Here is a 22,325-nt window from a genome sequence, read left to right on the forward strand (position 1 = left end):
AATTGCTCAGATTGCGAGGATTAGACCTGCGGCTGTTTAGAACACACAAACGCGATTTTTGAAGTCAGGACGATGACACGCCGCCACCGGAACTGATGGTTTAGTGATAGGTGTTGGAGTCCAAGGCCACGCAAGGTACCCATCGGTCGGCTTTCATAGGCATCGTCGAGAGAGGCTATACCGACCAGGTGTCACCGCATCTGGGCGCCGAGATCGGCGGCAGCTTTGCGTCGCATGTTTTTTCGATCGGCTCCTGGATGAAATCGCCCAGCAAGGCTGAGCTGCATGTCAATCACACTGCGGTTTCGGCCGACCCGGGACCGGGTGAAGGTTCCAGCGACCCCCGACTGGTGAGGCTCGGCAACTATCAGACGGTGATGACTCTGATGTTCGGTCCTCGTATAGCATCCGCGGCGCGCGCCGGGCGTTGGCTTTCCCCCGAGATCGGACTGCTCACTGACTGGTTGGACCGGAAATGGCTTCTGGGTTTTCCTTCGCCCTACCTCGGTTCTCGTTTCTGGGCAGGTCCGAATGCCGATGTGTTTGCTGAATACGATTGGGCAGGTTGGCCGTTGGTCAACGAATTCGCGCTCGAACTCAATGTCGCAGAGACGGTATTCAAGGCGTTTAGCGCGGAACGGTCGGAAATTGATCCTCTCGCAGCTCTTGCCCCCATGGAGCCGAGCTTGATTGAGCGAGCCAAGGAAAATGGCGGCGCGGTGTTTCCCGACGGCTTCGCCGTGCTTGGACCAGACAAGATCAAGACACACGTTTCAAACTGGGATCCTACCATCGGAAAGATCAAGGAACGGCAACCCATCGTTATTCGCGGGTATGATGCTGATCCCGTCTACAGGGTGACTCAAGAGACGTCGGGCTGGCAGCAGGAGACGGAAGAAGAAGAGGCTTTGTACCTTACAGCCCGTCACACCGACTAGGCGTAGCGAAAGAATGGGTATGCCGGAATTCTCGACGCGCTGCGAGCAAGGGTGTGTGGCGATAAGTCTTGGGGGGAGGTGGCTCATGAAGATATCAGGTTTGCGGCATGTGCTGTGGCGATTGAGAAGCCGGATCGCGCTGGTGCTAACGGAAATCCATCAGGCGCAGGCGCCGCTGCCCCGGCCTTTTCTCTTGTATTTCTACCGCAAGCTCATGAGGTCTACCGTCGGCTGGCCCTCGATCCGGGGGCAAGTCGGCATCCTCTTCTGGACGCTTTCCACTCTCGTTTTCGGAACGTAGGACTATGGCTCCTCGCACTCCCCTCTCGACAAACGCCGCAGGTACCGACGGTCAGTCGCGGCAGGTTGCGGAGCAATACCCTTGGGGCTTTCTATGGACTTCGCTAGGCTGGTGCAGCCACGACCGTTTACGGGCAGTCACAGCCAGCGGGCGTCTTTAATCCACCATCTCGCCCATGTTCACAGAAATTGCCTAACAGCCGGACACCCAGGTCAACGTATTCTGGGAACCGATCGCGGAATTTGTGAATGAGCGCCGAAGGTTGGCCCCCAGCCAAAAGGCAACAGGTGCATAACTTTGCATGCAAATTCGCAAACCGGGTAGGGTCATCATCGGCGCCGACCGTGACCCGTTCGATTTCCATTTCGTATATGTAAATCAAAGCCTTACGCAGATACGGTAATGGGGTCAACCTTCGGCGCCAATTCACAGTCGAATTTTGTAAAACCCAGCCAGCGACACGAAGAAACCCTTCCTACCGATCGAGTGAGATCGTCTTTGGGTGGGCAGAAACAGGGGCTGCGAGAAATTGATCAAGTAGGGCGATAACCTCGTCGGGCGCTTGCAGTGGCGGTACATGCGCACAGCCCTTGAGTATGGATAATCTGGCATCGCGAAGCCGTCCGATCAGATCATAGGCCATCTCTGGTGGTGTTGCCCGATCTTCATCTCCGACAATGACCAGTGTCGGGCAGCGCACCGCCGAAACGCTGGCCGACAGATCAAGCGAAGCGAGTGCGTCGCAGGCCTCGCAAAAAACACCCACATTCGTGCGGAGAAACGCCTGGCGACGATCCTGCATGAGATCAGGATGGCTTTCTTGAAATTCGGCGGCAAACAATCTGTTCATCGCGGTTTCGGCAATCGCGGCAAGCCCGGCCGCTGACGCGGCCGCCGCCATCTTTCGAAACGCCTCCCTGCCCTCGTCCGAAAATCTTGCCCCACAGCCTATCAAAACAAGACGGGATACTAGCGCAGGATGCTTGATCGCAGTCTGGAGCGCCACGAATGCGCCGAAACCATTTCCGATCAGGGCAGCTTCCCCATTCGCCGCAAATGCTTCGATCAGGCTTGCGATACGATCCGCGGTTTCGTCAAAACCTTCCAAACTCGCGGGCGATCCGCCAAAACCTGGAAGATCGGGGACGATCACTCGATAATGCGCAGTGAGCGCGGGCATTATCCTATCGAAACTTTCACGGTCGGACAGCAGCGAATGAAGCAGGATCAGCGGCTGTCCGCGACCGGCCACGTAAAGGTTCATTTTCTTGTCCATCACAAATCCACAAATGCGTCTGCCGTGATATTTCATAAATCCCATTTTCGTGTATTGCAAATCCTTATTTTTCAGGTGTAAGACTCGTCTTGTGAAATATCACGAAATGCGCTTATGCCAGAGGCGAGATACGAACTTGCTGCTCAGAGAAAATATCTACGACGCGCTTCGCACCGAAATCTTGACCTGCCGCTTGATGCCGGGCGAGGAGATCCGCGAACAGGATCTCGCTGCCCGTTATGAGGTCAGCCGACAGCCGATCCGGGAAGCATTATTGCGATTGCAGCAAGATCGGCTGGTGACTGTGCAGCCGCGCCAAGGCTATCAGGTCAATCCGATTTCGATGAAGGATGTCCGGGATCTCTTCCAGTTCCGCCTTGCGCTGGAGCCCGCATGTGTCGCGGCTGCGATCGAGAGCGCTGACGATCAGACACTGTCTGCCCTCGATCGTTTTCGATCCATCGGGCCTGAAGAGGATTTTATCGATTACAACAGAGCTTTTCATGATGCGCTCGCCGCAGCCTCCGGCAATAGCCGGATGGAGGCCGCCATCAGGGACGTTCTTGATCAGGCCGACCGCCTGGTCCGCCTTTCCGTCAGCGCCATCAAGGGACGAGATCCGCAAAAGCTCGTTGGTGAACACGGCGCTATCATCGAGGCCGTGCAGCGGCGCGATGTCCGCGCCGCGCGCAAACTTATCAGTGCCCATGTGATTGATGGCCAGACGCGTGTCCTATCCGCCCTCGGGCGGAGCGCTGTCAGGTCTTGATTGGAGAAAACCCATGAACCAGACGACCCGTGATCCTGCCGTGAAGACCCACGGTAATTTCGTAGATGGCAAGGAAATCGAAGCTGGCAACGGCACCTTCATCGATGTCCGCAACCCGGCGACCGGAATGGTGATCGCGCGCATCCCGAACTCGACACCTGCCGATATCGATCGTGCGATGAAGAGTGCCCGTGCAGCTTTCGAAGGCCGCGAATGGGGTGGAATGGATATTCGCGCGCGGGCCCGCCTCGTCAACAGACTGGCCGATGCTTTTGAGGCTAACCTTGAGACCCTGTACCGCCTGGAGACGCTGAATAACGGCAGGCCGCTCAATGAGACGCGGGCGCAACTCTCGCGGCTTCCGGATTTCTTCCGCTACTTTGCTGGCCTTGCAATTGCCCGCCGCGATGATGTCATTCCGGTCGAAGGGTCCTATCTCAACTACACGCTGCGCACGCCGATCGGCGTCGTCGCCAACTGCACGCCGTTCAACCATCCGCTGATGATCATGTGCAAGTCACTTGCCGCGGTTTTGGCATCTGGATGCACGACCGTCGTGAAGCCGTCGGAATATACCCCGCTGACCACCTTGAAACTTGCGGAGATCTTCGTTGAGGCCGGCCTCCCCAAAGGTGTGTTCAACGTCGTCCTTGGCTACGGCCCCGAAGCCGGCCGATTCCTGGCAGAGCACCCCGACATCAACAAGCTCGTGCTGACCGGCGGCACGGAAGCAGGCCGGATTGCAGGCAGCGCCGCAGCGAAAGTGTTCGCGCATCAGACGCTGGAGCTTGGCGGCAAGACGGCCGTCATGGTGTTTGACGACTTCGACGTCGATCAGGCAGTGAATTATGCCGCCTTTAGCGCCTTCATCGGGGCGGGCCAGACATGCGTGTGCGGCAGCCGGCATCTCGTCCAGGAATCGATCTACGATGCCTTTGTCGAAAAACTTGCCGCCAAGGCGCGCTCCCTCCGGATCGGAAACCCCTTCGATCCTGAGACCCAGCTTGGCCCCGTTATTTCGGCCAGACAACGCGAGCGCGTCCTGACTTATTCCCAGCTCGGCCGCGAAGCCGGAGCCCGTGCGGTCGCGGGCGGCGACGTCGCAAACGTACCGGGATTTGAAGGCGGCTATTTCGTCCAGCCGACCGTGTTTGCCGACGTCAAAGCGGATATGCGCGTCTTTCAGGAAGAGGTATTCGGGCCATTCACCAGCGTCACGCCCTTCAAGGATGAAGCGGAGGCGCTGCGCCTCGCCAATGATTCGCCCTTCGGCCTCGGAGCTGCAATCCGCACCCGCGATGTTGCCCGCGCACACCGCGTCGCCGCTGGCGTGAAGGCTGGGATTGTCTGGGTCAACGACCACCACCGCCTGGATCCGGCATCTCCCTGGGGAGGTGTCGGCGAAAGCGGCATCGGCCGTGAGTTCGGGCTGGAAAGCTTCAACGACCACTTCAACGTCAAGAGCGTCATGGTGGCAACCGTAGACAAGCCCTTCGACTGGTACAGCGCCACCGCAACGCAAACCCGTCTGAACTGACGGATAGCGCGAGGCGGTAGCGGAGGAATTCTCCGCCTCGCGACCCACGATTGATCTCAGGAGGAGATAATGTCGACCATCGTCAATGCAGGTGGGCGCCTCGATCGGCTGCCCACCGGTATGTTCCACTATCGCATCATGTGGCTCATCGGGATCGGTATGTTCCTCGATGGCTTCGACATCTACCTTGCCGCGACCGTGCTTGGAGCGACGCTTGCAAGCGGATTTTCGACTCTCGGCCAGAATGCCTTTTTCGTTTCCGCAACCTTTGTCGGGATGATGCTTGGCGCATTCGCGACGGGTTTCCTCGGAGACCGCTATGGACGACGCTTCACCTATCAGATCAACCTGCTTCTCTTCGGCTTGGCCTCGATCGCCGCGGCTTTTGCTCCAACCATGAACGTGCTGATCTTCCTCCGCTTCCTGATCGGCGTCGGATTGGGCGCGGAAAATGTCGTCGGCTATTCGACAATGACAGAATTCGTGCCGTCGCGCACGCGCGGACGCTGGCTCGGACTGATGGCGGTCTTCGTCGTAACAGGACTGCCCGCCGCCGCGCTTCTGGGCTATCTGATCATTCCGCTCTTCGGCTGGCGAACGATGTTCGTCATTGGCGGCGTCGCCGCGCTCGCTATCTGGTACATGCGTAAAAAGCTGCCGGAATCCCCGCGGTGGCTGGAATCGGTCGGTAGGACAGGTGAAGCGGAGGAGCTCGTATCCAGGATCGAGGCCGAGATTTCAGAGGGCCGGCCGCTGCCACCTCCAAGCCCGGCGGCGGTCCTGCCGCGCGTCGAGATGTCGGCGCTCTTCCGGCCGCCGATGCTGTCGCGCATGTTCGTCGGATGCGTTACGCTGGTAGTGGTGAACACACTGCTTTACGGCTTCGTGACCTGGCTTCCCACGTTCTTCGTCAGCCAGGGCCTTAGCACGGCGAAATCCTTCGGCTTTGCTCTTCTCATGGGTCTGGGCGCTCCTGTCGGCTCGGCGATCGGCGCCCTTACCTCGGACGCATGGGGCCGCAAACCGACGATTATCGGTGCATCCCTGCTCGCGATCGTCTTCGGCATCATCTACCCGCAAGTATCCGACCCCGTCTGGTTGCCGGTTGTCGGTTTTGCGCTGACCGTGCCGATCTATATTCTGGTCGCACTGCTCTTCGGCATCTATATCCCCGAGCTGTTTCCGACAGAGGTGCGCCTGCGCGCTTCCGGGATATGCCAGACCCTGGGGCGAGGAGCCACCATCGTAACGCCCTTCATCGTCGTCTCGCTTTTCCAGTCGCATGGAGTATCCGGTGTGCTCGTCATGATGATCGGCCTACTGGCGCTTCAGATCATCGTCGTGGCTGTTTTCGGCATCGAACCGAAGGCAAGGCGCCTGGAGGAACTAACGCAGCCCGAAACCGATCGCGCTGTCGAGCGCGTTCCCCTCGGGAGACAAACGCCAAGCTGATATCATTTCCATCGCCGGGCAGATGCGGTCTGTCCGTTTCGCTTGTTCCAGTTCAAAATCCTGCCGGCTCAACATTTGGGCCGCATCTTTTACGGCTAGGGCGCTGCCCGTGTTGGGAGACCATCTGACGCTTTCGTCGGATTCGCACTTCTTCTCAATAGCATAACATGTCAACGGACGGAGGCACAGCCGGTGGGTTGAACCGACTCCTAGAGGTTCTTCCAAGCCGGACGCCGCCGCTTCCCTATCCGGTCGGACGTTCGTCAAGGCAGTCAACGCAGCGGACTTGGAAGGGCTTGTCTGCTGTTTTGCAGAGGACGCCCTGGTCAACGACCAGCTGTCCGAATATTCCGGAAAACCAGAGATTGTCGCCCGGGCGATGCGCGACATTATCGCGGAGAATCTGACACTTTTTGTCCTGCGCGAAGTTACCAGTTACAACAATTCGAATCTGACGGTGGAAGTCGATGGTGATTCAACAAGCGTGGACTGCCGGAACCACTGGTATTGAATTTTTATGTCACGATCTTCGACACGAAAATCGTTCAGCTTATTATGCTCCGGAATCAAAATCACCTTTGACCTGTTGGCATCCTCTGCTCCGGCTGGGTCTGGTCAGCAATCCATCGAGCACCAGATGAGGCCTCCTCGTCCTGGCAGGTCAGTGTGATCGCAGCCCGGCGGGACGATGTGGCATGCAGATGCGCGAGCGGCGCTTCGAAGATCGTTTGCCGCTCGCCGGCAGGGGCCGATGCAACCCTCATCAGGAGCAGACTTCCACCAGCACGCGATGGCCATACCGGTTGAGGCGCCATTCCGGCTGGCAGTAATCCGGATAGTAGTCGTCATCATCGCCGAAGAACAGACGATTTCTATCATGGAAGGCGAAGCGACCGTCGCGTTGTCCGTCAAAATGGCCTGGGCCGCCAAATTGATGTCCTCCGAAGCCGCGCCCGGCGAAATTTCCGCCGCTGAAGTGGCCGCCACCAGCCGAGAAACCGGCACCGCCGTGGCCACCGCCTTCGTGAGCGAGGGCAGGTGTGGTTGCTGCAATAGAAGCAGCAGCCAGTGTTAGCGTAACAAGGCCCGCCGAGATGATCTTACGAAACATAACCATAGTCTTATTCCTTGCAAAGCGGTCTGTCGTGAACCGCAAGAAATATATGTGCAGTGAAATTGGCCTCTCCTAGCCGCGGATAGATCATATCTTGGTCACAACTGATCGCGAGAAAGATATGGAATAATTTCGAATTGCCGAATTCTTCCAAGGCAAGGCGTTCGCAAACTGATTCTCAACGCTCGCGAAAATTCTCCATTATCGGGTGACGAACCCAGCCTTCAGTCGCACCGCTCCGTGTAACCAGTGGCACAGGTGCCCTTGCAGCAGGCGGCCATGGGCGCTGCCGACGAGGAACCGTGCGGCATGGGGAATGGACGAGATCGGCTTCGTTGCTTTCGCTGATCGTCGCTCGGCACGTGCAACCCAAGTTTGTCACAGTCATGGCAAATGTTGGAAATCCACCTAGACATAGGTCTGAACAAGCCTGAACAGGCGTCTGATTTTCGAACTGCCATTTTCGGGCGATCGTCTGACCGCTGCCCAAGACGGCCGGTAGTTGATGGTCACCCCCACCATCGATTGCCGACCATGATTGAGGTAGATCAACCCTAAAGGAGAATTAAGATGAACAGCAGATTCAAGATTGCCTTTGTTGCAGCCTTTGCATCTCTGGCTCTGGCCGGCGTCAGCCGTGCCGAAAGCATCGCGATGAACACAGCCCCCGAAATTGCCCAGACCCTTCGTTCCTTCAATTCCGACTTCAATGTTCGTTACGTCGGAAACTGGGACAACGATCCGGAACATGAGACCCGCGGCCTCTCCGCACCGGGCCGCACGGACAACCAGTTGCGCGCGATCCTAGCCTCGATCAGCGAAAACAAGGATCTTGTTCGCAAGCTGAATCAGGACGATGTAAAAGTCGACAATATCGTTGACGCCGAACAGGCCGCCGACGGCAGCGTTACCTTCTTCGTACGCTAAGACGCCTCACAGCATGGACAATGATCGTCAGTCCATGCTGCAGGACCAGCCGGGCAGCGGAAATCTCTACCGATACCGGAGAATGGTTATTCAGGTATTTTAGACTAATGTTCCCGTCTGCCCGGCTGCCAGAATGGGCCCAACTTGTCAGTTCGCTTTCCATGGGGGCACACCTGCGTGCTCGTGCTCTTGGGGATTTAGGTGAGATAAAAAGGTCAAGGCTCAGATCTTTCGCCTTTTGGGACCTGAGATTGCTGCCGTCGGCAAATAGTTCCATAAACTGGACGACGCCTCAGACGGGTATCGCCAAGTTGTTTGAAGCAAGTTGCGCGCGACCAACTGGACCGAACTCAGGCGGTCATTTCTGCGGTGTAGTCATGCCAGAGGGCAAACGCATCCGCCCTGGCGTGACGGCAAGACGCGGCGTTGATTTTGTGGCGGCGGGGCCGGAAGATCAGATTGATCTGGTCGTGGGCAGCGAGAAACCTCTGTGCTTGCCGCGGTGACTTGAACCGGCCGACTATCTTCTCCCGCTTTCGTGTCGGCCTGTGCGAGACTTCGACCGCATTATTGAGTCCTTTGTGCGCCCGATGCTCGGCGCCTGCCGCGAGGGTTCGGATCGGCTTGATGTAGCTGCGGAGTTTGTCCGTAACGACAACCCTTGGCATGCCGAACCGAGCAACCAGGCCGCGCAGGAAACGCCTTGCGGCCTTCGCATTTCGACATGGCTGAACCAGGATGTCGAGCACATGGCCGTCCGCGTCGATGGCCCGCCATAGCCAATGCTTTTTGCCACGGATCGTGATCACGACCTCGTCGATGTGCCATTTATCGCGAGGCGCAGGTCGATCTCGCCGGACACAAACTGCAAAATGCCGCCCGAAGCGATTGACCCAAAGCCGGATTGCTTCCCGGCTGACAATGACACCGCGTTCGGCAAGCAGGTCTTCCACGTCGGCGGTGCTGAGCGCGAAGCGATGATAAGCCCATACCGCATAGGCGATGATTTCACGGGCAAAGCGAAAGCCTTTCAGGCGCGGCATTTGGCACGGGATATTCATCCGGCTCGAATAGCCCACGCAGACAAGTCAAACAACTTGGCAATACCGAGAACTCCCTGGGACATCATCCTGTCAAATTAGTCGCTAGCGCTCGCGATATCTTAATTTCCACGCGTAATCCGCCAGACGGACCATTGGTCGCTGTTGCGCCGCCGCCATGCCATTCGGCGGCGCGGCGGGTGATGGCGAGGCCTAGGCCGAAGCCGGAGCGGGTGGTGACGGTGGAGCTTTGGGAGAAGGGCTGGAAGATGGTTTCGAGTTCGGATTCTGGCACGCCGAGGCCTTCGTCCTGGATGGAAAGTAACAGATCGGTGCCTCTGACCTCGGAAGCGACGAGGACCGATGTTCCAACTTGGGTATGCGTAATCGCATTGCGGATCACGTTTTCCAGCGCTCGATAGATCAACTCGCCATTCACTGACGCGACGAATGTCTCGACGCCCTGGTAGGTGACTTTGACCTCACGGGCTTGCCCTTCGAAGCTTGCGTCCTCCACGATCTCGCGGATGAGGTCGATGACATCGAGTGTCTGCCTTTCGAAGCGCGGGGTGCCGGGTTCGGAGAGTCTGGCCAGCGTTAGGATTTCTCCGACCAATTCGTCGAGACGTTCCACTTCACGCCCCATGCGCTCGATCATGGCAGTCAGTCGCGCCGGATTTTGTTGCAGAACCCCGATTGCGGCCTGGAGCCTGGACAGAGGCGAGCGAAGCTCGTGCGAGACATCGTGGAACAGTTGCTGTTGCGTCTTTTGAAGCTCCTGCAAACGAGCGGCTGTGACGTCGAGGTCGTGGGCGAGCGAAGTGATTTCGTCCCGCTTGCCGCCGATCGTATGGGCGATGCGAACGTCGAGCTGTCCATTTGCCAAGGCGCGAAGTCCGTAACGAAGCTGCTCGACAGGGCTTATAAAATAGCGTGCGAGCCAGTAGGCGGCCGCGGCCGCGGCAAGAAGGGCGGCCAGCCACGGCACGGTGCGCGGCCATGTCTTCGAAATCACGCCCTGCGCGGAACCCACAATCTCGATGCGATAGCAATTCCCGTTCGCTACGGCATGCTGGAGGAATTCGCTGTCCACCGGTGTTACACAGTCGATGGCTGGGCCGATTGCATTGATGCTGATGGCCATGTCCCCCTTTGCTCTCTTTATCGCCGCAATCAATGCAATTGCTGCGTCCGGACCGTTGGATTGCAAAAGCTGCGATGTTGTCTCCATCGCAAACACACGTTCGCGGTGGTTAAGTTCTTCATCGAAAGGCGATTGGAACAAGGTACTGATCGTAAACAGGAACGCGATGGAGCCTGCCATTGCGAGCCACACGACTGTGAAGAATTTCCAGAACAGGCGACGCATTTCTAGCCTTCCAGCAATTGATAGCCACGGCCTCTCACGGCCTGTATCCAGGGTTGTTCGTCTGCCCGGGTTCCCAGTTTTTGACGGATACTGCTGATATGCACGTCGATGCGTCTGTCGAAGGCGGTCAAAGGTTTGCCAAAGGCGCGAAGAGAGATCTCCTGCTTGGAAACGAGCTGACCGGCCGAGCGCGCAAGCACTTCCAGCAGGCTGAACTCCGTACCGGTCAGTTCCAGCGGCTTACCGCGCCATTCCGCGGTTCGTTTCGACGGATAAAGAACGAGGTCGCCGGTTTTGATTTCCTCCACCGATCCATCGCGTTCGCTCCGGCCTGACCGACGCAGAATGGCGCGGATGCGCGCGGCCAGCTCCCCCGGCGAACATGGCTTGGACACGTAGTCATCGGCTCCCAGGTTGAGCCCCGAAATACGATCGACATCATCGCCTCGAGCTGACAGCATCAACACTGGCACATCGCTGACCTGCCGGATTTTGCGCAGAACCTCGATGCCATTCATGCGCGGCATCATGATGTCCAGAACGATCAGATCCGTTGATCGCGACAAGGCCTTGACGACACCAATCCTGCCGTCGGCGGTGGCTTCGACAACAAAACCTTCCTCGGTCAGATATTCACCAAGAAGATTGGTGAGTTCCGTGTCGTCATCGATCAAAAGAACCTGGGTCATGGTGTCGTCCATCGTGTAGATGGACGACCTTTAAGGCTTACCATCTGCTAATACAGCGCTTTTACATATCTTTACGCATTCTTGACCGACATTAACATCGCGATCCCTAAAGTACGGACTTAAGCATTTTCAGGCAGTCCGGGTCCTATGCGCGTTACGGTTTTTCATCCCTTCTCGGTTTTTGCGACAGTGGTGCTGCTGACCGGCTGCACGAGTCTCGGCGAGCTGAAACCTGTGGCTTCCGTCGTTGCTGCCCACTGGCACGCGACCTTGCCCCATGGCGGCAACTCCAGCGATCTCCTGGCCTGGTGGGCAACCTTCAAGGATGGTTCTCTGGACGCCTTGCTGAGAATGGCGGAGCAGGGCAACCCGTCCATCCAGGAAGCGGTGGCCAATATCGATAAGGCGCGGGCGACCCTCGACAGCACAAAGGCAGGCCTTTTCCCGTCACTCGATGGCTCTGCATCCGCCACGCGCGAGAGCAACAAGGGTGACGATCTCAACAGGCTTGCGGCGGGAGCCACCAAAAGCGGCGGGCTCGATGCCTCGTGGGAACTCGATCTATTCGGAAAAACCAAGAAACAGGTGCAGGCTGCGGCGTCGAGAGCCGAGGGCAAGGTCTGGTCGTGGCATGATGCGCGCGTGTCTGTCGCCGCTGAAGTCGGCGATTACTACGTCCAGTATCGCGCGTGCCGACAGCTGGAGCGGCTTTACAGCGATGAACTCGCATCTCAAAAAGAAACGGTCCGGGTGACCGAAAAGTCTGCGCAGTCGGGTTTCACATCGACGGCCGATCTGGCGCTTGCCCGCGCCAGTGCCGCATCCTCATCGTCGAGCCTCACTTCCCAGCGCGGGGACTGCGAAATTCTCCTCAAATCCATCGTTCAGCTGACGGGTGGTGACGAGGCTGCTGTCAGAAAACTTCTCGATCACGGGTCGAGCCGCATTCCGCAACCGTCCCAGCTGCGCATCAATTCGGTACCGGCAGAGGCCCTGCGGCAACGGCCCGATATCAATCAGCTGGAAACCGAGGTTGTCGCGACGATTGCGGATGTCGGTGCAGCCAAGGCGGATATGTGTCCCAGCCTCAGCCTGAGCGGTTCGATTTCCATCAGTCAATCCGCCATTACCGGCAGATCAGTGCCATGGTCCTTCGGTCCGGCCCTCTCCATTCCCTTGCTTGATGGGGGATCGAGGCGGGCGGCGGTCAGAAGTGCGGTCGCGGATTACGATGTTGCGGTGGCGAGTTACAAGGATGGCGTCCTGAGTGCGGTCTCCGAGGTCGAGACAGCGCTTGTGCATGTCAATACGGCGCTGAAACGCATCGATGATGCCAAGTCTGCCGCAGACAATTACCAGAGCTATTTCCGGTCTATCGATCAGAAATGGAAATCCGGCGGCGCCAGCATTCTCGACCGCGAGGAGGCCCGCCGGTCTGCGCAATCCGCCGCCATCAGCCTCATCGAAGTCAGGCGCGACGCGGTCCAGTACTGGATTGCTCTCTACAAAGCTCTTGGCGGCGGCTGGGCTGCGAAAGCCGATGTTGCGGTTGCTTCCCTCAATGGAACACGCTGATGCAAAAATATGTTTTCATTCCTGCTGCAATTGCAGTTGCAATCGCTTTTGCCCTGAGTGCCGATGTTCGCGGTGGGGACAGCCAGGCGACAACCCGCGCGGCGGCGCTGAGCGTCAACATCACCAAGCCGGAGCTTTTGTCTTGGCCGGTGACCATCCCTGCAAGCGGACGGCTTGCGGCATGGCAGGAGGCGGTCATCTCCGCCGAAGTCAGCGGGCTGAGGATCACTGCAGTCAATGCCGATGTCGGCTCTTCCGTGAAGAAGGGCGACCTTCTCGTTCAGTTCGACCCCAAAACAGCGCAGGCGGAACTCGATCAACAAAAGGCCGCCGTTGAAAAAGCTCAGGCTGAGCTCGATCAGGCCGTTGCAGATGCAGACCGCGCCCGCGGATTGACGGGTTCGGGCGCTTTATCGAACCAACAGACGACGCAATATCTCATCACTGAGCGCACCGCCAAGGCAGAACTCGCGTCCGCGCGCGCATCACTTGCTTCTGCGCAACTGACGCTGGACCGGACCAAGGTTTACGCGATCGATGATGGCGTGATTTCAAGCCGCTCTGCCTCCTTGGGGAAGGTCGTCACCGGCGACGAGTTGTTCCGGCTGATCCGCCAAGACCGCGTTGAGTGGAACGCGGAATTGCCGGTCAAACGTCTGGCCGACGTGAAGGAGGGGACGAAAGCCGTCATTTCCACGCCTGCGGGCGATGTTCATGGCGAGGTGCGATTGATATCGCCCACCTCATCCACGGATAATGGGCGGGTGATCGTTTATGTCGCGCTGCATCCGGACGCAGGTATGCCGCAACCCAAGACCGGCGTTCTGGTCAGTGGTCATTTCGAGTTCGCCCAGACCGAAGCCCTCACGGTTCCCACGTCGGCAGTGACGCTCAGAGACGGCTTTTCCTATGTCTTCATCATGAACCCGTCTCAGCAGAACACGGTCCTGCGAAAACGTGTCGATACCGGGCGGCGGCAGGGGGATCGTGTCGAAATTCTCTCGGGTATCGACAAGACTAATAGCATCGTCGCATCGGGCGGTGCATTTCTGGCGGATGGCTCCGTTGTGCGGGTCATAGAGGCAGCCGAAGTTGCCGATGGGCAGGCCGCGAAATGAATTTTTCCTCCTGGTCCATCCGCAATCCGGTTCCGCCGATCCTGCTTTTTGCGCTTTTGACCGCCTGCGGTCTCTGGGCTTTCAACCGCCTCGATGTGCAGAATTTCCCCGATATGGATCTGCCGACCATCGAGATATCAGCGTCGCTGGATGGCGCCGCAGCGTCCCAGCTGGAAACGGAAGTCGCACGCAAGATCGAAGATGAGCTGACGGGTCTGACGCAGCTCGATTCCGTGACGACGACGATCACCGATGGTTCGGTCAGCATTTCCGTTGCCTTCAAGGTCGGCAAAGATACGCAGGTCGCGCTGGATGAGGTGAAAAACGCGGTTGACCAAGTGCAACCCGATCTGCCGCAGGATATGAACGCGCCGACCGTTTCAAAACAGTCCCTCAATTCGTCACCGCTCATCACCTATGTGGTTCATTCCGACAAGCTGGACGACGCGGAGCTGTCATGGTTCATCGACAACGACATGTCGCGTGCTTTGATGGCGGTGGATGGCGTTGGAGAAGTCGGCAGGCTGGGCGGCGTCGATAGAGAGATCCGGGTGGCGTTGAACGCTGATCTGCTGGATGGTCTGGGTCTCACGGCCAATGACGTCAACAGTCAGGTCGAGGCGGTGCAATCCGATCTCTCGGGCGGCAAAGGGCGCATTGGCGGCGAAAGCCAGTCGGTTCGCACGCTGGCGGCTGCCAAAAGCGCCGATCAGATACGCGCTCTGCCCATTCCGCTGTCCAAGGGAAGCTGGGTTCGGCTGGACGAGGTCGCCACCGTGACCGATACTCACAGCGACCTGACATCGCTTGCCTATCTCAATGGCAAGCCGGTGATTGCCGCGCAAATCAAGCGCTCCAAAGGATATTCCGATACCGCCGTGACCGACCGTGTTCGCGAAGCCATCAAGACATTCGCCGCCGCCAACCCGCAGGTGACGATCGAGGAGGCCTATAATACCGTCGTTCCGACGGAGCAGAACTACGAATCTTCGATGCACATGGTCTATGAGGGGGCGATCATCGCAATTCTGGTGGTCTGGCTTTTCCTTCGCGATTGGCGCGCGACGCTTCTGGCTGCCGTGGCCCTGCCGCTTTCCATCATTCCGACGTTTCTCGTCATGTATCTGCTAGGCTACAGTCTCAACACGATCACACTTCTGGCGCTTTCGCTGGTCGTCGGCATTCTCGTCGACGATGCAATCGTGGAAATCGAAAATATCGAGCGCCATCTCAATATGGGCAAAAGCCCCTATGATGCAGCCATGGAAGCGGCGGATGAGATCGGCCTGGCGGTCATTGCCACCACCTTCACGCTCGTCGCGGTATTTCTGCCCACGGCATTCATGGGCGGCATTCCGGGCATCATCTTCAAGCAATTCGGGATCACGGCCTCCGTTGCCGTTCTCGCCTCCCTTCTCGTTGCACGTCTGGTGACGCCGATGATGGCGGCCTACCTGATGAAGGCGACCGGCAAAGCTCATGATGAGGACGGGCGGGTCATGCAGGCCTATCTCTGGCTCGTCAAAGGCGCGCTGCGGCGTCGCTGGATACCCGTGCTCGGCACCGCCGTTTTCATGGGTTTCACGATCTTGCTGCTAAGCCATTTGTCGACGGGCTTTTTCCCGGCATCCGACAATGCGCAAACGCAGGTGACGCTGACCACGCCTTCAGGCTCGACCATCGAATCGACGGACGAAGCCGCGCGAAAGGCTTCCACTATCATTGCAGGTGTCGACCATGTGACCTCGGTATTTCAGGCAACCGGCACGGCATCGACGGGGGGCATGAACAGCACTTCCACGGCAAGCACGGATAGCGCCACCATCGTCGTCAACCTGACACCCATCGATGATCGGTATATCAAACAGTCCCAGATCGAGGCCAATTTGCGCAAGGCTCTGGAACAACTGCCCGGTGTACGCATCGAGATCGGGTCAGGCGGTAACGGTACCCAGCTGACACTGACGCTTGCGGGCGACGATTCCGATCTTCTGGAGAAGGCGGCCTCCAGCCTCGAGGCCGATCTGCGTAGCTTGCAAGGCATCGGCAACGTCACATCGTCAGCCGCAATGCAGGCACCTGAAATTACCATTAAACCCGATCTGGCCGAGGCCGCTTCCCTGGGGGTAACGTCCAAAGCCATCGCCGAGGCCGTACGTGTGGCAACGTCTGGCGCCTATGACGAGGCGCTGTCAAAACTCAACCTGCCGGAGCGGCAGGTGCCTGTCCGCGTCATGCTTGATACGGTCAACCGGCTGTCTCTGGATGCCATATCCCTGATCCCGGTGGAGGGAAGGGACGGCAATGTCGCGCTCGGTGCTATTGCCAATATTACCATGGGTTCCAGCCCAAGCGAAATCGACCGGCTGGACCGCTCACGCAATGTCTCGCTTACCGTCGAACTCAATGGCAGAAGCCTCTCGGAAGTCTTGGCGGAGGCTGAAAAGCTGCCGAGCTACCAGAACCTGCCGCAGGGGGTAAAATTCGTGGAGCAGGGGGAATTGAAACGGCAGAGCGAGTTGTTCAGCAGCTTCGGCGTGGCCATGGCCATTGGGATTTTCTGTGTCTATGCCGTGCTGGTCCTGCTCTTCCACGATTTCCTTCAGCCGGTCACCATCCTGATGGCCCTGCCACTTGCCTTCGGCGGCGCCATGCTGCCTCTGGTGCTGGGGGGAACGAGTTTCTCCATGCCAGCGGTCATCGGCCTGTTGCTGTTGATGGGTATCGTCTCGAAAAACTCCATTCTGCTGGTGGAATATGCGATTGAGGCGCGCCGTGCCGGCATGTCGCGCTACGACGCGCTTGTCGATGCCTGCCACAAGCGGGCAAGACCGATCGTCATGACCACCATCGCCATGGCGGGCGGCATGCTCCCCGCCGCCCTCAGCCTTGTCTCCGGCGACCCTAGCTTCCGCCAACCCATGGGCGTCGTCGTGATCGGAGGCCTGATTACCTCAACCGTCCTCAGCCTGCTCGTCATCCCGGTGGTGTTTACATTTCTGGACGATGTGCTGAATTGCCTCAAGTCGGCATTTGGACTCAGGGAAAAATCCGTTGGAGCTCAGGGCAATATTGAGTTCCGCAAGAAGGAGGTTTGAGGGCGATGTCACGTTGGTTCATCGAAGTGCGCCAAGGCGTTTTCCAATGAACTCACGCAGCTGCGCCGGTCACGGCTTTCCACTGCGCCATTGCGCGGATCCGATGAAGGTGAGTGGCGAGCGCGGAGTTCTTTTGGCGCGGAGGGACGAAATGATTTCTGACCGCTGAAAACACCGACATAAATAGCTGCAGGCCACCTACGGATCGGAAGCTCTGCATCACGCGTTCCCGTTTTCCCAGAGGCAGATGGGAATTTTCCGCCCGATTGTTCAGCCCCTTGTGCGATCGATGCTCGACTGTCGGCATCACATCCCGCTTTGCCGCTCCATACGAGCGAAGTTTGTCGGTGACGATCCGCTTTGGTGCAAGGCCTTGCTTCTTCAACAGCCTGACCAGTAATCGCTTGGCAGCCCTCGTGTCGCGGCGAGCCTGTACGATTTCGTCGAGAACGCCGCCGTCCTGGTCGACGGCTCGCCAAAGCCAGTGTTTCCTGCCGCCAATGGAAATCACCACCTTTCGCGACGGCTTCTTTCTTCGCAACTGCTTTAAGTAGGCCGCCCCGAACTTGCGGCCCCATCGACGGATCGTTTCGTAAGAGACGACGATGCCACGTTCCAGAAGCATCTCCTCGACCAGCCTCAAGCTCAACGGGAATCGGAAATAAAGCCAAACCGCATGGGCAATGATCTGCGGAGGAAAACGGTGGTTCTCGTAGCTGACGATCGATGAGTTCATACGCGAGGGGTTAGCCATCAGCCGTTAAGCCACCAACAACGTGACATCACCCCTCCGGTTGTTAGAAGCCGGCCGGCTTGGCGGCGTGATAAAGATATGCACAATTTGCTTTCGCTTCGCTCTTGGGATATCCCTCCGTGAGGATCAGCTAGATCAGTTCCGGTGACCAATCAGCGAAGGTTCAGCAGTGCCCATGTGGCCTCTCGCCGCCCTCGTGCCGCAACCTGACGTGCCACCTTTATTAGGCTCAGGTTTCAATCAGTCGCCATGTTGATTTCAATTGGTCATTCCTTGACTTTCAATCGGTCATTCGCGATCGGGATCCGCACGTGCGGTGAGCGCGGTGGTGATGACGAGAATCCCGTCAAGTCGTGATCCATGCGAATGGCTGGACGACTAAAATCCTCGTGGGCCTGCCGAGACTCACGTGGATACCTCGACCTCCACGTCCATCGATATGAAGGCATCGGACGCACCGACGAAGCTGCCGGCGACGGGAACGGATTGCGCGATATCGCGAGTGACGGCGACAGGGATGAGATTGGCCCCGCCCATGCTGCGATTGGTCGGATCGAACGTAATCCATCCAGCACCGGGTACGAATACCTCGACCCAGGCATGGGTCGAGCCCTGATCCCGCGAACCAAGCAATATTCGATCGGGATTGAACAGGTATCCCGACACGATGCGCGCTCCAAAGCCCAGGCAACGAACAGTTTCAACAAACAGCACCGCGAAGTCACGGCATGATCCCCAACCACGTTCCAGAGTTTGGGTCGGCGTCTGTGTGCCTTCCGCCTCACGGCTTTGATAGGAGATCGATGAAGACACTCCCGCACTTATGTCCTTGAGAAGCGACAGCGTGTCCGTCGAATTGCTTGCGACAAATCCCTGTGCCCACCGCTGAAGTTGCTGGAACGGGTCGGCAAACTGACGAGCCGTCAGCGCGCCGAGATCGGTCCATTCCTCATCCGAATAGCGGAATGGAAAGGTAATGGCGGAGCCTGCAATAGCAAAGACCGGCCATGCGGCAGCGGTGAGGTCGACCAAGGCGACGCTGTCGACGGTCAGGATATCGGTCATTTCGCTGAAAACCGCGGTGGCAACCGCGTTGCCGAATACATCGGTCGCCCAACTGATCTGGGCTTGTGGCGTTGTCGACACTTCATGCGAAAGCAGCCGGAGATCTCTGCCCTCGCGCGGCCTCAGCATCAGCCGGTGAGGGCTGAGATTCACCGCATAACGATAATGATAGATCGTGCGGTGGTGGATGCGAATTTGTGCCATGATTGTTTCCGGTTCTCTGGGCGTCTGCGCGGGAACGAACCACCGCATCTATCAGACAGGCTCGCTCGTTCATCGCCTGCAATTCGTCACTTCCGTCCTGCATTAAAGTGCCGGGAAGGCGCTGAATTCTCATTCAAGACTTTGGACCTCGACCTCGCGGCATTCTGCTGCTCGGCAAAAATCGACCATGCCCGATAAACAAGGCGGCAATCAACGGGCCGATGACGAAACCATTGGTGCCGAACAGGGAGATGCCGCCGACGGTCGAGATCAGCACGACATAGTCGGGCAGCCGCGTTCCCTTGCCGACCAACGGCACACGCAGCAAATCGTCGAAGAGCCCGATTACGAATATGCCGATCAGGACCAGGATTGCTGCTTTCAGCCGGCCCCCGTGAGGACCAGCCAGATGGCTGCCGGAGCCCATACGAGTGCCACTCCAACTGCAGGCAGCATCGACAGGAAGGTCATTGTCACACCCCACGGCAAGGCGGCCTCAATCCCCAGAGCCCAGAATGCCACCGATGGGGCGGCAATGCTGTGGCGGCCCCCTAACAAACGCTCCAGTCGCTTGTGAAGGGGAAAGAAGATGATCGCCAGGATAACGGCCCAGAAGACAGCGGAGTAATAGGGGATAAGCAGCCAGATGAACGCGATCGTCACAACCGCCGGAAGGACGTAAAAGCTCGTACGCTGAATCGACATATCTGCCTTATTCCTGGCCGGTCTCTTTTCCTACCAGCTATACAAGAGAATTTAGCACAGGACAGCTGAGGCGGCTCCTTATGCGGCGGGAATACTAAAGTCGCCCGAAAGCAGATCTGCCATTGCGTCTGCGATGGCATGATTGCTGTAAGGCTTTGAGAAGAACCGGCTTCCCTCAGGAAGATTGCTCTCTTCGAGTATTGCCTTGCCGGAAGCAACGATCAACTTCACTGGCGGCCATCGATTGCGGATGTAGTGGGATAGCTTGATGCCGTCCATCGTTCCCGGCATCTGTACGTCGGTGAACACCAGGTCGACGTCGGCTCTGGACTCCAGGATACGAATTGCCTCGTCGGCATTGCTTGCTTCAAGCGCCTCGTAGCCTGCAGATTGGACCAGGTCGACGGCGCCCATTCGAATGATCGCGCTGTCTTCGACCACCAGGACGACCGCCTTGCCATTAAACATATGTCACTCGGTTTTTGTATGAGCCGGGAAAGCCCTGGCTTGGATTAGCGTTTCAGTGAGAGATAAGTTCCTATGCCGCCGCCGGAATTCTGGTTCGACGGTCGGCGTTGCCGCGATGACTGATTGTCACGGTGGTTCCAGGGCTGGCATCGCTCAACTGTATTTCGCCCTGCAGATTCCTGGCAAGCGCCTCGACGATGCCGGTGCCGAGGCCGGGCTTGGGTGCATCGCTACCGGCGGCCATGCCGACGCCGTTGTCGGTGACGGTGAGGGTCCAGTCAGTGCCTGTCGAGTGATAATCGATTACGATCCTGCCAGTTTCCTGCTTCTGAAAGGCGTGCTTGAGGGCGTTGATCACCAATTCCGTCACGATCAGTCCCAGGCTTATGGAAACGTCCGCGTCGACGGCGCTGTCATCGACTGTCACCGAAATCGAGAGCCGGTCCTCATCGGCAATCATCGATGCGCCGAGGCTTTCGCAAAGTTGCGTGAAGTAGCTGCGGAGTCCGACGATGCCGCCAGGTGATGTTGAGAGCTGTCGCTGTACGGCCGCGATCGACATGACCCGGCTATGGGCGTTGTGAAGATGTCCGCGCGCTTCCTCGGACTGCACCCGACGGGCACTCTGCATGAGAACGCTCGCAATGATCTGAAGGCTGTTTGCGACCCGGTGCTGGACTTCCTGAATGAGGATTGCTTTCTCCCGGACGAGATCGTCTTTCAGTTTCGCTTCGGCACGCGCGTCAGTCACGTCGGTGATGGCCACCAGCAACCGGATATGGTCCTTGTCGCCGTCGTCCAGAACCTGCGCGTTGACGATCAACTGACGTGTCTTCCGGTCGGGCCGTTTGAGGCCGATCTCGTAGGCTTCGATCCTTGCACTCCCGGACGCTGTCGCCTTCAGGAGCGATGCAAGCTTCGGCATTGCCCATTCGCCGTTTCCGAGCCCACTGAGCGCTCTGCCGGGAATTGTCGCTGGATCGATCTCGAAGGTGCGGCAGAACGATGTGCTGGCTGCAATAATCTTCTGGTCCGCCGACAGGAAAAGCAACGGCTCGTTCGACGAGACCACCACGGCAAGCGTACTCGCGGCCTCGAAATGGACAATCGGTTCTTCTTTTGACATGGAAATGGCCCTCATGGGCCGAAAACTCGCGCAGCGAGCCATCACTCGGCAGGAACGTCGCCAACAGAAACCTTAAACTGACGCTCTAAAATACACTAGCATGCTGACCACGGATCAACACCACACTTAATCGGCATGGCATAGCTCGCCGCAACGCGGGCTGAATGCCATGCCGTCAGATGCGGCAATCGCTCGAGCTCTTCCGCCGCTTCTCGATAGCGCCCCAGCATGTACAGCGGAGCACTGCGATCGGAATGATACCAACCGGGGTGGAACGGGTTGAGCTGGACGGCGCGGGCCATCAGCTCGAGTGCCTCGTCAGGGTGACCCCTCATTGCATGCATGAATCCGGGTTGGGCGAGTGTATCTGCATCGTAGGGGTTCAATTGGATCGCCCGTTCATATTGCGCCTCCGCGGCGGAGAACTCCCGCAGATAGCTGAGAATGATTGCGAGTGTCCGGTAGCATCGGGCTTCGTCCGGGGCCGGTGCGGTCGCATGGACGGCGCGTTCCCGCGCCGCACGCAGCGCCTGAATTTCGCCTGGCCGGTAGCGCGCGATCATTGCCTCGGCAAGGGCAAGATAGGCTTGTATCAGCCCGGAGTCGGGATCAATGCTTGCCGCCTGCAGCAACTCGATCCTTCCCGCCTCGATGAAGCCGTCGCCATGTTGTCGGATGAGGGCGATGCCTTTGATCATATGTGCGTAGCTCTGAAGGCTGCCCGTCGGCGCGGTCGTCTGCCGCCATGCTCGCATGTCGTCCTGTTCACGTCGTGCCCCGGGCGGAATGATACGAAACGG

Annotated in this window: 20 protein-coding genes and 1 pseudogene; 10 read left to right on the top strand and 11 right to left on the bottom strand. The window is 58.2% G+C overall.

What is annotated here, in order from left to right; translation table 11 throughout:
• Positions 1 to 113 precede the first annotated feature (113 nt).
• Positions 114 to 938 carry a hypothetical protein gene (locus ACR9ZQ_RS30770; RefSeq protein ID WP_481429506.1) on the top strand — a complete coding sequence of 275 codons (825 nt, stop codon included), beginning with the start codon at positions 114 to 116 and terminating at the stop codon, positions 936 to 938.
• An 85-nt stretch (positions 939 to 1,023) separates the two neighbouring features.
• The gene (locus ACR9ZQ_RS30775) at positions 1,024 to 1,239 is read left to right on the top strand and encodes a hypothetical protein (protein WP_481429507.1); all 216 of its coding nucleotides are present in this window, start codon (positions 1,024 to 1,026) and stop codon (positions 1,237 to 1,239) included.
• A gap of 475 nt (positions 1,240 to 1,714) precedes the next feature.
• Here ACR9ZQ_RS30775 and ACR9ZQ_RS30780 read toward each other — a convergent pair whose 3' ends face one another.
• Entirely contained in the window at positions 1,715 to 2,515 is an 801-nt protein-coding gene (locus ACR9ZQ_RS30780; protein ID WP_481429508.1) for an alpha/beta fold hydrolase, read from the bottom strand.
• A gap of 136 nt (positions 2,516 to 2,651) precedes the next feature.
• Here ACR9ZQ_RS30780 and ACR9ZQ_RS30785 point away from each other — a divergent pair, with 136 nt between their 5' ends.
• The 4 genes from ACR9ZQ_RS30785 to ACR9ZQ_RS30800 all read left to right on the top strand — a co-directional run bounded on the left by ACR9ZQ_RS30785 (position 2,652) and on the right by ACR9ZQ_RS30800 (position 6,784).
• On the top strand, positions 2,652 to 3,284 hold the full coding sequence (locus ACR9ZQ_RS30785) for a GntR family transcriptional regulator (protein ID WP_481429509.1): 633 nt from the start codon (positions 2,652 to 2,654) through the stop codon (positions 3,282 to 3,284).
• Between the two features lie 13 nt (positions 3,285 to 3,297).
• Positions 3,298 to 4,821, top strand: coding sequence for an aldehyde dehydrogenase (locus ACR9ZQ_RS30790; protein ID WP_481429510.1), 1,524 nt, complete (start codon positions 3,298 to 3,300; stop codon positions 4,819 to 4,821).
• A gap of 69 nt (positions 4,822 to 4,890) precedes the next feature.
• The gene (locus ACR9ZQ_RS30795; RefSeq protein WP_481429511.1) at positions 4,891 to 6,273 is read left to right on the top strand and encodes an MFS transporter; all 1,383 of its coding nucleotides are present in this window, start codon (positions 4,891 to 4,893) and stop codon (positions 6,271 to 6,273) included.
• 286 nt (positions 6,274 to 6,559) lie between these two features.
• Positions 6,560 to 6,784: a hypothetical protein gene (locus tag ACR9ZQ_RS30800; protein ID WP_481429512.1), complete on the top strand. Its 225-nt coding sequence runs from the start codon at positions 6,560 to 6,562 to the stop codon at positions 6,782 to 6,784.
• A gap of 252 nt (positions 6,785 to 7,036) precedes the next feature.
• On the opposite strand, the gene ACR9ZQ_RS30805 is transcribed toward ACR9ZQ_RS30800, so the two are convergent.
• The gene (locus tag ACR9ZQ_RS30805; RefSeq protein ID WP_310381451.1) at positions 7,037 to 7,390 is read right to left on the bottom strand and encodes a hypothetical protein; all 354 of its coding nucleotides are present in this window, start codon (positions 7,388 to 7,390) and stop codon (positions 7,037 to 7,039) included.
• A 567-nt stretch (positions 7,391 to 7,957) separates the two neighbouring features.
• Here ACR9ZQ_RS30805 and ACR9ZQ_RS30810 point away from each other — a divergent pair.
• Positions 7,958 to 8,314 (top strand): hypothetical protein, encoded by a 357-nt coding sequence (locus tag ACR9ZQ_RS30810; protein WP_310381453.1) that lies wholly within the window; start codon positions 7,958 to 7,960, stop codon positions 8,312 to 8,314.
• 350 nt (positions 8,315 to 8,664) lie between these two features.
• On the opposite strand, the gene ACR9ZQ_RS30815 is transcribed toward ACR9ZQ_RS30810, so the two are convergent.
• The 3 genes from ACR9ZQ_RS30815 to ACR9ZQ_RS30825 form a co-directional block, all read right to left on the bottom strand.
• The gene (locus ACR9ZQ_RS30815) at positions 8,665 to 9,375 is read right to left on the bottom strand and encodes an IS6 family transposase (RefSeq protein ID WP_481430947.1); all 711 of its coding nucleotides are present in this window, start codon (positions 9,373 to 9,375) and stop codon (positions 8,665 to 8,667) included.
• A 64-nt stretch (positions 9,376 to 9,439) separates the two neighbouring features.
• A complete protein-coding gene (locus ACR9ZQ_RS30820; RefSeq protein WP_481429513.1) occupies positions 9,440 to 10,723 on the bottom strand; it encodes a HAMP domain-containing sensor histidine kinase in 1,284 nt (427 codons plus the stop codon).
• Between the two features lie 2 nt (positions 10,724 to 10,725).
• A complete protein-coding gene (locus tag ACR9ZQ_RS30825) occupies positions 10,726 to 11,412 on the bottom strand; it encodes a response regulator (protein WP_481430948.1) in 687 nt (228 codons plus the stop codon).
• Between the two features lie 147 nt (positions 11,413 to 11,559).
• Between ACR9ZQ_RS30825 and ACR9ZQ_RS30830 the strand changes: the two genes are divergently transcribed.
• Genes ACR9ZQ_RS30830 through ACR9ZQ_RS30840 form a run of 3 tightly spaced genes read left to right on the top strand, consistent with a single transcriptional unit; the run spans position 11,560 to position 17,203 of the window.
• Positions 11,560 to 12,987 carry an efflux transporter outer membrane subunit gene (locus tag ACR9ZQ_RS30830; RefSeq protein WP_481429514.1) on the top strand — a complete coding sequence of 476 codons (1,428 nt, stop codon included), beginning with the start codon at positions 11,560 to 11,562 and terminating at the stop codon, positions 12,985 to 12,987.
• A complete protein-coding gene (locus tag ACR9ZQ_RS30835; protein WP_481429515.1) occupies positions 12,987 to 14,105 on the top strand; it encodes an efflux RND transporter periplasmic adaptor subunit in 1,119 nt (372 codons plus the stop codon). The genes ACR9ZQ_RS30830 and ACR9ZQ_RS30835 overlap by 1 nt, the downstream gene beginning before the upstream one ends.
• Positions 14,102 to 17,203 carry an efflux RND transporter permease subunit gene (locus tag ACR9ZQ_RS30840; protein WP_481429516.1) on the top strand — a complete coding sequence of 1,034 codons (3,102 nt, stop codon included), beginning with the start codon at positions 14,102 to 14,104 and terminating at the stop codon, positions 17,201 to 17,203. The genes ACR9ZQ_RS30835 and ACR9ZQ_RS30840 overlap by 4 nt, the downstream gene beginning before the upstream one ends.
• A gap of 52 nt (positions 17,204 to 17,255) precedes the next feature.
• Here ACR9ZQ_RS30840 and ACR9ZQ_RS30845 read toward each other — a convergent pair whose 3' ends face one another.
• The 6 genes and pseudogenes from ACR9ZQ_RS30845 to ACR9ZQ_RS30870 form a co-directional block, all read right to left on the bottom strand.
• Complete coding sequence (locus tag ACR9ZQ_RS30845; RefSeq protein WP_481430949.1) at positions 17,256 to 17,939, bottom strand: IS6 family transposase; 684 nt, start codon at positions 17,937 to 17,939, stop codon at positions 17,256 to 17,258.
• 423 nt (positions 17,940 to 18,362) lie between these two features.
• Entirely contained in the window at positions 18,363 to 19,226 is an 864-nt protein-coding gene (locus ACR9ZQ_RS30850) for a transglutaminase family protein (RefSeq protein WP_481429517.1), read from the bottom strand.
• An 86-nt stretch (positions 19,227 to 19,312) separates the two neighbouring features.
• A pseudogene (locus ACR9ZQ_RS30855) lies at positions 19,313 to 19,748 on the bottom strand (AI-2E family transporter); the annotation flags it as partial.
• A 261-nt stretch (positions 19,749 to 20,009) separates the two neighbouring features.
• A complete protein-coding gene (locus tag ACR9ZQ_RS30860) occupies positions 20,010 to 20,399 on the bottom strand; it encodes a response regulator (RefSeq protein WP_481429518.1) in 390 nt (129 codons plus the stop codon).
• Between the two features lie 70 nt (positions 20,400 to 20,469).
• On the bottom strand, positions 20,470 to 21,525 hold the full coding sequence (locus tag ACR9ZQ_RS30865; protein WP_481429519.1) for a sensor histidine kinase: 1,056 nt from the start codon (positions 21,523 to 21,525) through the stop codon (positions 20,470 to 20,472).
• A 95-nt stretch (positions 21,526 to 21,620) separates the two neighbouring features.
• Entirely contained in the window at positions 21,621 to 22,223 is a 603-nt protein-coding gene (locus ACR9ZQ_RS30870) for a tetratricopeptide repeat protein (RefSeq protein ID WP_481429520.1), read from the bottom strand.
• Between the last annotated feature and the right edge of the window lie 102 nt (positions 22,224 to 22,325).

The organism is Rhizobium sp. KNZ14-9A (assembly GCF_056755015.1).

Bases quoted from the DNA above. Each gene is read 5' to 3' on its own strand.
- ACR9ZQ_RS30825 (WP_481430948.1), bottom strand. From the start codon at position 11,412: ATGACCCAGGTTCTTTTGATCGATGACGACACGGAACTCACCAATCTT.
- ACR9ZQ_RS30790 (WP_481429510.1), top strand. From the start codon at position 3,298: ATGAACCAGACGACCCGTGATCCTGCCGTGAAGACCCACGGTAATTTC.
- ACR9ZQ_RS30845 (WP_481430949.1), bottom strand. From the start codon at position 17,939: ATGAACTCATCGATCGTCAGCTACGAGAACCACCGTTTTCCTCCGCAG.
- ACR9ZQ_RS30805 (WP_310381451.1), bottom strand. From the start codon at position 7,390: ATGGTTATGTTTCGTAAGATCATCTCGGCGGGCCTTGTTACGCTAACA.
- ACR9ZQ_RS30810 (WP_310381453.1), top strand. From the start codon at position 7,958: ATGAACAGCAGATTCAAGATTGCCTTTGTTGCAGCCTTTGCATCTCTG.
- ACR9ZQ_RS30780 (WP_481429508.1), bottom strand. From the start codon at position 2,515: ATGGACAAGAAAATGAACCTTTACGTGGCCGGTCGCGGACAGCCGCTG.
- ACR9ZQ_RS30820 (WP_481429513.1), bottom strand. From the start codon at position 10,723: ATGCGTCGCCTGTTCTGGAAATTCTTCACAGTCGTGTGGCTCGCAATG.
- ACR9ZQ_RS30795 (WP_481429511.1), top strand. From the start codon at position 4,891: ATGTCGACCATCGTCAATGCAGGTGGGCGCCTCGATCGGCTGCCCACC.
- ACR9ZQ_RS30870 (WP_481429520.1), bottom strand. From the start codon at position 22,223: ATGATCAAAGGCATCGCCCTCATCCGACAACATGGCGACGGCTTCATC.
- ACR9ZQ_RS30840 (WP_481429516.1), top strand. From the start codon at position 14,102: ATGAATTTTTCCTCCTGGTCCATCCGCAATCCGGTTCCGCCGATCCTG.
- ACR9ZQ_RS30860 (WP_481429518.1), bottom strand. From the start codon at position 20,399: ATGTTTAATGGCAAGGCGGTCGTCCTGGTGGTCGAAGACAGCGCGATC.
- ACR9ZQ_RS30850 (WP_481429517.1), bottom strand. From the start codon at position 19,226: ATGGCACAAATTCGCATCCACCACCGCACGATCTATCATTATCGTTAT.
- ACR9ZQ_RS30815 (WP_481430947.1), bottom strand. From the start codon at position 9,375: ATGAATATCCCGTGCCAAATGCCGCGCCTGAAAGGCTTTCGCTTTGCC.
- ACR9ZQ_RS30865 (WP_481429519.1), bottom strand. From the start codon at position 21,525: ATGTCAAAAGAAGAACCGATTGTCCATTTCGAGGCCGCGAGTACGCTT.
- ACR9ZQ_RS30775 (WP_481429507.1), top strand. From the start codon at position 1,024: ATGAAGATATCAGGTTTGCGGCATGTGCTGTGGCGATTGAGAAGCCGG.
- ACR9ZQ_RS30830 (WP_481429514.1), top strand. From the start codon at position 11,560: ATGCGCGTTACGGTTTTTCATCCCTTCTCGGTTTTTGCGACAGTGGTG.
- ACR9ZQ_RS30835 (WP_481429515.1), top strand. From the start codon at position 12,987: ATGCAAAAATATGTTTTCATTCCTGCTGCAATTGCAGTTGCAATCGCT.